The sequence below is a fragment of the Anaerotalea alkaliphila genome, from assembly GCF_010179735.1.
Classification (GTDB): Bacteria; Bacillota; Clostridia; order Lachnospirales; family Vallitaleaceae; genus Anaerotalea; species Anaerotalea alkaliphila.
This window is the reverse complement of record NZ_JAAEEH010000034.1, coordinates 20,761-28,109: the sequence shown is the minus strand read 5'-3', so window position 1 is coordinate 28,109 and position 7,349 is coordinate 20,761. Positions and strand designations below refer to the sequence as shown.

The following is a 7,349-nucleotide window of genomic DNA, read 5'->3' as shown; positions in this document are numbered from 1 at the left end:
TCGCTGTAAACAGGTCCGTGGAATAAATGCCGCTCCCTTGCATCACGCCCAAGACCAAAAAAGCACCAGCAATAGCTGGTGCCTATGTTATAAGTTTTTCGGGACATTTTCAAAAACGCTTGACACAGCTTTTTGGCGATACAATCCTCTTGCTGGTTGCAGTCCTCTGGGGTTTCGGCTTTGTCGCCGTAAAAATCGGCTTGAACAACGGCGTGGGGACGTACTATTTGCTCAGCCTCCGCTTCCTGGTGGCCACCCTTGTCCTGCTTCCCTTCGAACGCAGTTCCCTGTCCGCCATCCCCCCCAGGACCTTGCGGGGCGGCGTGTTCCTGGGGGTCCTTCTCTTCCTTGCCTTCCTGTTCCAAACCTCGGGCCTGGCGCGGACGACAACCGCCAACAACGCATTCCTCACCAGCGTGAATGTCATCCTGGTCCCCTTCCTGGCATGGGCTTCCACAGGACGCAAGGTGCCCCTGAAGGGGTTCCTCTCCGCCTTCCTTACATTGGCTGGAATCGGCCTCCTCACCTTGGAGCGGGATTTCTCCATCAACAGCGGGGATCTGCTGACCTTGGTCTGTGCGGTGATGTTCGCGGGACATATCGTGGGCACCTCCCGCTATGCGAAGGAGGCGGCCATCCGCACCCTGGTGTTTCTGCAGATGGCCACCGCGCTGGTCCTGTCGGTGGCCATGGCCCTCCTGGGAGGGGAAATCCAACCCCTGGAACCCTCCAGCCTGGCAGCCATCCTGTATTTGGGATTCTTCAGCACCCTGGCCGCCTTTTTCCTCCAGACACTGGGTCAGAAACACGCCCACCCATCCAAGGCGGCCGTCCTGCTGTCCACGGAATCCCTCTTCGGCGCTTTGTTCGCCATCCTGGTGTTCCGGGATCCCTTGACCGTCCGGGTGTTCTGGGGTGGCCTTCTGGTCTTTGCCGGTGTGCTGCTGGCGGAATCCCCCGGACTCTCCCGGCGGCCTGCTTCCTCCAAGCCCACCAGGGAAGCCGCCTGAACCCGTCCCTAAATCTCTGAAAAAAATGGAATCCGCAACCTTTGCGGATTCCATTTTTTTCAGGTGCTCACTTGGGCTTGTCTCCCGGGGTGAATCCATGGGCATAGATGTGCTCCGGGGTGAACCCCAGCCTGTGGTTGTCATCCAACAGGGCGATCGCTTCCATTTCATCGCCGGTCAGCTCGAAGTCGAAAAGATCCCTGTTTTGTGCCATCCTTGACGGCGTCTGTGATTTCGGCAGGACAACCACATTCCTTTGCAGATGCCAACGAAGGGCCACCTGGGCCGCGGACTTCCCATATTTCTCCCCCAACTCCAGAAGCAGCGGGATTTCCATCACCTGCCCCTTCATGATGGGAGACCAGGCCTCCACAACGATCTGCCGTTCCTGGCAATACCTGACCACTTCCTTTTGCTGCAGGCGGGGATGCAGCTCGATCTGGTTCACCACTGGCTTGATCCGGGCTTGCTGGAGGAATGCGTCCAGGAGGGGGATGTTGTAGTTGCACACCCCGATGGCACGGATCCTCCCCTCGTCATACAACCGCTCCATTGCCTGCCATGCCTCGTTCGCCAGCGGACGGGGCCAGTGGATCAGGTACATGTCCAGATAATCCAGTTTGAAACGCTTCATGGATGCTTCAAACGCTTTGCGTGTGGCATCATAACCCAAATCCGTCATCCAGACCTTGCTGGTGACAAACAGCTCTTCCCTTGGAACGCCGCATTCCCGCACCGCCTCCCCCACACCCGCCTCGTTCTGGTAGTAGGAGGCGGTGTCGATGTGGCGGTAGCCCGCCTCTATAGCCTGGAGGGCGGCCGTCTTCGCGCCGGCATCGTCGATCTTGAAGGTTCCAAAACCCACCATGGGCATGCGCACACCGTTGTTCAAGATGATTTCCTTGTCTTTTTGCATCGATTCAAGCTCCTTGTGCAGTGTAGGGCCCGGTTCCCCGGACCCTTGTATTATACCCTTTTTATCCCATGGGTTCAACCCAGGAAGGAAACAAGGCTTCCCGGACCGAAAAGCCGGTGCACCTGAGATGCACCGGCTTTTCCCCTTGTGTCGCCTCACATATAGAGTTTGGTCAAGGCGACCGTAAGCTTCACTTCCTCCGCAGCGGTCATATGGGCATGGAAGGTGCAGTCGTGTCCGTCGGCCAGGGAGAAGTCCAGAAGGACCTTGCTGGTTTCCGCAACTCTGCGCACGTTCAGCTTCTTGAAGTTGCGCAGGGGGATGTAGGCCGTAATCATGCCGTATTGGGGCTCTTCCGCATCATACTTGTTGTCTTCCCGCAGCAACAGCAGTTCCTTGTCGGTGACCAGCACCAGCTTCGGCAGGACGAAACGTTCCCCCTCCTCCTGCTTCTCCTGGCTGCCCAGGAACACGACCTCTTTGATGTCGGCTTCCTTGTACAAGGCATCATGGGTGTAGTTGATGAATTTCAAGGGCATCTTGTGCTCTTCGAATTTCTTCATGAAGTCGTCCTTGTTGCACTCCGTCATGGAAGCCGGAACGTAGCTCTTCCTGATGCTCTCCACAAACGGCTTGATAAGGTCCTCCCGGATCAGGGGATAGGGGATTTCCAGGGTGCGTGTACCGAAATGGATGTGGAGCAGGCCTGCCAGGAGGCAGACTTCCGTCTCGAAATAGACCACGTCCGTAAACGGGATTTCCGAAGTGTTCACGCTGCCCTTTCCAACCACGGAAGCCTTCATCATGGTCGGATAATTCTGGAGCAGGATGGCCGGCTGCCGGTTGTACCGGTTCTCAGGGATGTAAACCTTGTAGGAACTTTCCGGGTCGTAGTACTCTTTGAGCACTTCCGGAAGGTCGTCGGGGGTCTCGATAAATAGTGGAAAATATGCTCTGGTATTCGTATAGTCTACCCATTCCTTGTAGTCTTTCATAATACTCACACTCCTTTTCCGTTCAGCCTCCATTATCTTACAATTAGATTGTAAACCCTATAGTTGTTACAATGTCAAGGGTTATTTCACCCTCCACTGCACTTCTGTGAGAAGATGCTGCCGTTCGCTCACAAGGGAATAGTCCACCAGGAGGACCTCCATGGGGTCCCCCTCCAGAACAAGCCCCCCTCCCTGTGCCCAGACCCGAATCTTGTCCAAGGCCGTCCGGATGTCCTGCATGTTCCCCCTCTGGTAGCAGGACAGATAGGTTCCCGCAGGCACTTCCATCACAAACAGCCCCGCATCTCCCTGCCTGGTGTCCGATGGGATGAATTCCTTCAGGTTTCCCAGAACCTCCACGGCCACGTGCCTGATCCTTATCCCTTCCGGCGTGTCCGCAAAAATAAGAATCGGGTTGCTTTCTATGGAAAACCCCAATCGCCGGGTCTTCCGAAGCAACTCATTGATGGAAACCTCCAGATAGCCTATTTCCCCCTGGTGCAGGTCCCGGAGGGCCAGAAACCGCCGGAGGGGACAAATCTTGGGGGTGACCTCGTAATTCCCGCTGTAGGTCAGTTCGATTTCCAGGTTTTCAATGGTCCGTTCGATCAGTTCCCTGCGCACGAAGAGGTCATCGATTTCCTGGTCCACCACAGCTTCCTGTGCATGCAACAGGTCGAAAACCGCCCGTACGTCCTGCTCGTCCAGTGCCTCTTTGATCTGCCGCAGGGAAAGGCCCAGTTCCTTCAACCGTGCGATGACATTGAGGGTCTTCAACTGCACGGGACTGTAGTGGCGGTAACCGTTGGCAGGATCTATGATTTCCGGTTTCAGCAGCCCGATGCGGTCGTAATAGCGTAGTGTCTGGTCCGAGACACCAGTCAATGCGGCTACCTGCCCGATTGAATAGGTGATTGTGTTTTCCATGGTTGCACCTCATCTCTTGCAGACATTTTCCAACAGTTGTATCCATACCTGATTGGAGGCACACCGCTTCAATGGCGGTGGTGTCCTTTTTTGGCGCCATACCACCCCTTGTGGGCTCCATGGACCTTGTAGTGGCTGGTGTCCGCCATCTTCTCCACCCGGAATCCGGAGGCGTCAAGATGCACCGTGGAAAGGCTTGTGGGGGCGATGTAGGGGCCTTCCCAGAACTTTTCAAGGTCCCCCTCCTGGTGCAGCAGGTTCAGCATGGACTTGATGACAACCCCATGGGCTACGACCAGGATGTCCTTCTCACCGTGTTCCGCAAGCAGATGGTTGATGAATCGGGCGACCCGCTCCTTCAGTTCCTGAAAGCTTTCCCCCCCTTCGGGAACGAAGCGTTTCGGATTGTTCCAGAAATTTCCGTGCTGTTCCGGATACTCCACCTCCAGCTCCTCCACCAGCCTTCCTTCCCAGGAACCCAGGTTGATTTCCCGCAGATCCTCCACCGCCAGGATTTCAATGTCCCTATCGCATACGATGATTTCCGAGGTTGTCAGTGCCCGTTCCAACGGACTGGATAGGACCAGGTCGATGTTCGTGTCGTACAGTCGGTCGGAGAGCCACTGTGCCTGCAGCCGTCCCTGTTCCGTCAGCGGAGAATTCTTGTGCCCCTGCATCCGCTTTTCTATATTCCATTGGGTCTCTCCGTGCCTTGTGATGTAGATCTTGCCCATATGCCCTCCTTCTTTCCTTTCCTTGTCGCCATCAAGGTTCTTCCCATCCATTATAGGCTCCGTTACCGGAAAGCGCAAGAGGCCGTCCCCATTCCTGTGGGGACGGCCTCTTGCATCTGCCGCTGGCGCGGACTGTCCTTTCTTCTCCCTCTTGAAGCACATGAACCAGTCCAGGCAATATTTGTCTTCGTCGGAGGATTCCCTTCCAAACAAAAAAAGGGCCAGGAATTTCCCTGGTCCTCCATTGCGACTTCCTTACTGGTGTCTGCCCGGCAACTGCCTCGGCTTGTGGCTGAACCCCTGCTTGTTGGCACCCGTATCAGGTTTGCGATGGGTCTTTGCATAATTGTCCTCCACGCTTCCATGTGCATGGGATCCTTGGCCCTCATTCATCTTGAAGATTTCCGGAAACACCGGATTGGCCTGTTCACCGGCTTTTTCCTTGTCCATCGACGGTTTCATCCAAATCACCTCCTGGCACAGCTGGATGGTCCCTACTCTCCATACGATATCCTATGTCTTGATTGTACCACGGGTTCCTCCAGAGTTCAAGGGCCCCGACCATTTGCCCGGATCGGATTTCCAGGTCGACGCGGTTTTGCCCCTATGGTATAATCAAGGATGAACTGGCGTCGGAAGCGGACGGACTGGAGGAGGAGCCATGTGGAAAAGCAGCAGACAGAAAATGACCCAGAAAGCCCTCCGGTTTCTGCACCGGTTCCCCAGGGGGCACCGGCTGGTGGTGTTGGGGATGGCCATGCGGCGCAGGATTCGTGAGGATGCCGTGACCGCATGGGCATCCAAGCTGACCCTGTACCTCCTGCTCTCCATCTTCCCTTTCTTGATTTTCCTGATGGAGCTGCTGAAGGTAACCGCCCTGCAGGACCCGCTCATCACCCAGGAACTGCTCGGCATCTTTCCCATGGAGGTCGTGGCTTTTGTCCAGTATGTCCTGGAGGACCTCCAGACCAGCATCCGGTCTTCGGGAGGGGTCCTGTCCGTCTCCATCCTGGCTTCCCTTTGGGCGGCTTCCCGGGGCATCATGGTGCTGGTGGACTGCCTGAACAGGACCTACCGCTCGGTGGAGAGCCGCTCTTACCTTTTCCTGCGGCTGCTTTCCCTGGTCTATACCCTGGCCCTTGTCCTGCTCCTCCTGGTCGTCTTCACCCTGGTGATCTTCGGAAACAACCTTACCCAGTTCATTCTGGGCCATGTGTCGCTTCCCGTGAAGTTTGAGGTGCTGTTCGGCAGCCTGCGGTTCCTGGTCACCCTGCTGTTCTTCTGGCTGTTTTTCCTCCTCCTTTACGCCACTACCCCTTACCGGAAAGCGCCCCTCCGGGAAGTCCTTCCGGGAGCCGTCTTTTCCACCCTGGGCTGGTTCGGGGCGTCCTTCGCCTTTTCCTATTACATCCGCTATTCGACCACCATTTCCTACATGTATGGAAGCCTGGGGGGCCTGGTCCTCCTGATGGTATGGCTTTATATTTCCAGCGTTACGATCATTGTGGGCGGCACCTTGAACGCCGCCATTCTAGAGGAAAAAAAGGAGAGCACATGAAAGACCCATCCCTGAAACCCTACAAGAACGTCGTGCTTCTGCACTACGCTTCCATCGGATTCCTGATGCCTTTGTTCAACCTGTACCTGAGCAACCAACTTGGGTTCACCAACACCCAGGTGGGTCTGGTGCTGTCCGTGTCCCCCATCGTCGCCCTCTTCTCCCAACCATTCTGGGGCATGGCAACAGACTACACCCGGAAGATGAAGGAGGTCCTCCTGGTGGTCCTCTCGGCTTCCTGTCTCCTTGGGTTGCTCTTCGTTTTCAAGAAAAGCTTTTCGATGACCTTCCTCCACTATGCTGCCTTTTCCTTCTTCTTCACCTCCATCATCCCCCAGATGGACGGCATTATTCTTTGGAAATTGAACCAGTCGGACGGCGTTTCCTACGGGCAGATCCGCTATCTGGGCTCCATCGGCTTTGCCCTGGCCTCCCTTGCCATGGGATTCATCGTGGACCTGACCCACATCAACGCCATTTTCCTCTTTTACGGCATTGCTGCCCTGGTTGCCATACTGGTCCTACACCGGATGGACGGGCAGGCGGAGGTGGTCAAGGGGCAACTGGGAAACGACCTGCGGAACCTGTTCCGGGTCAAGGAGTACCACCTTCTGCTCCTGGTCCAATTTCTGCTCATCGGAACCTCCTTCGGTTCCGGCAACTATCTGGGCCTCTATCTCCAGGAGCGGGGCCAGACCATAGCCATCATCGGCTTCGTCTTCTTTTTCATGGCCTTCATAGAAATCCCTTTCATGGTGAAGGCCCGGGCCATCATCCAAAGCGTGGGCGCCCCCAGGGTCCTGCTGCTCTGCACGGTCGTCTCAACCGCCAAGCTTTATGTCTTTTCCCTGGACATCCCCGTGTTTCTGCTGATCCTCTCCACCGCTGCCCAAAGCGTGGTGGTCGGTTTGTCCTTCCCCACCGTGGTGGAATACATCCGGGCCATCGTCGCCCCTACGGTTCTCACCACGGCCATCAGCATCTACAACGCCGTTTCCTACAGCCTTGCCAACTGGCTTTTCATCCTGTTGGCAGGAAAGCTTTCGGACCGGTCCGGTTTCCAGGGCATGTTCAAGACCTTCTCCTACATCAGCCTTCTGGGCATCCTTGCGGCAGCGGCCTTGCTGGCTTTCACAAGGGTCCGGCGGGCACCTGGGGACGCATAGTTTGGGCATCTCCGCGAGAAAGGCCATGAATCGTCGGATTCAT

Annotated in this window: 8 protein-coding genes; 3 read left to right on the top strand and 5 right to left on the bottom strand. The window is 56.2% G+C overall.

Annotation, left to right across the window (positions count from 1 at the left end):
* The first annotated feature begins 26 nt into the window (after positions 1-26).
* Entirely contained in the window at positions 27-1,010 is a 984-nt protein-coding gene (locus GXN74_RS11295) for a DMT family transporter (RefSeq protein ID WP_281355227.1), read from the top strand.
* A gap of 67 nt (positions 1,011-1,077) precedes the next feature.
* On the opposite strand, the gene GXN74_RS11290 is transcribed toward GXN74_RS11295, so the two are convergent.
* The 5 genes from GXN74_RS11290 to GXN74_RS11270 form a co-directional block, all read right to left on the bottom strand.
* The gene (locus GXN74_RS11290; RefSeq protein ID WP_162371048.1) at positions 1,078-1,926 is read right to left on the bottom strand and encodes an aldo/keto reductase; all 849 of its coding nucleotides are present in this window, start codon (positions 1,924-1,926) and stop codon (positions 1,078-1,080) included.
* 155 nt (positions 1,927-2,081) lie between these two features.
* Positions 2,082-2,921, bottom strand: coding sequence for a hypothetical protein (locus tag GXN74_RS11285; RefSeq protein ID WP_162371047.1), 840 nt, complete (start codon positions 2,919-2,921; stop codon positions 2,082-2,084).
* Positions 2,922-3,002: 81 nt separating this feature from the next.
* Positions 3,003-3,848, bottom strand: coding sequence for a MerR family transcriptional regulator (locus GXN74_RS11280; protein WP_162371046.1), 846 nt, complete (start codon positions 3,846-3,848; stop codon positions 3,003-3,005).
* A 68-nt stretch (positions 3,849-3,916) separates the two neighbouring features.
* Positions 3,917-4,582, bottom strand: coding sequence for a histidine phosphatase family protein (locus GXN74_RS11275; RefSeq protein ID WP_162371045.1), 666 nt, complete (start codon positions 4,580-4,582; stop codon positions 3,917-3,919).
* Positions 4,583-4,837: 255 nt separating this feature from the next.
* Positions 4,838-5,044, bottom strand: coding sequence for a hypothetical protein (locus tag GXN74_RS11270; protein WP_162371044.1), 207 nt, complete (start codon positions 5,042-5,044; stop codon positions 4,838-4,840).
* Positions 5,045-5,243: 199 nt separating this feature from the next.
* Between GXN74_RS11270 and GXN74_RS11265 the strand changes: the two genes are divergently transcribed.
* A complete protein-coding gene (locus GXN74_RS11265; RefSeq protein ID WP_162371043.1) occupies positions 5,244-6,140 on the top strand; it encodes a YihY/virulence factor BrkB family protein in 897 nt (298 codons plus the stop codon).
* Entirely contained in the window at positions 6,137-7,306 is a 1,170-nt protein-coding gene (locus GXN74_RS11260) for an MFS transporter (protein WP_162371042.1), read from the top strand. The genes GXN74_RS11265 and GXN74_RS11260 overlap by 4 nt, the downstream gene beginning before the upstream one ends.
* The last annotated feature ends 43 nt before the right edge of the window (positions 7,307-7,349 follow it).

Coding starts and splice junctions, on each gene's coding strand:
- GXN74_RS11295 (WP_281355227.1), top strand. CDS start 27: ATGCCGCTCCCTTGCATCACGCCCAAGACCAAAAAAGCACCAGCAATA.
- GXN74_RS11290 (WP_162371048.1), bottom strand. CDS start 1,926: ATGCAAAAAGACAAGGAAATCATCTTGAACAACGGTGTGCGCATGCCC.
- GXN74_RS11285 (WP_162371047.1), bottom strand. CDS start 2,921: ATGAAAGACTACAAGGAATGGGTAGACTATACGAATACCAGAGCATAT.
- GXN74_RS11280 (WP_162371046.1), bottom strand. CDS start 3,848: ATGGAAAACACAATCACCTATTCAATCGGGCAGGTAGCCGCATTGACT.
- GXN74_RS11275 (WP_162371045.1), bottom strand. CDS start 4,582: ATGGGCAAGATCTACATCACAAGGCACGGAGAGACCCAATGGAATATA.
- GXN74_RS11270 (WP_162371044.1), bottom strand. CDS start 5,044: ATGAAACCGTCGATGGACAAGGAAAAAGCCGGTGAACAGGCCAATCCG.
- GXN74_RS11265 (WP_162371043.1), top strand. CDS start 5,244: ATGTGGAAAAGCAGCAGACAGAAAATGACCCAGAAAGCCCTCCGGTTT.
- GXN74_RS11260 (WP_162371042.1), top strand. CDS start 6,137: ATGAAAGACCCATCCCTGAAACCCTACAAGAACGTCGTGCTTCTGCAC.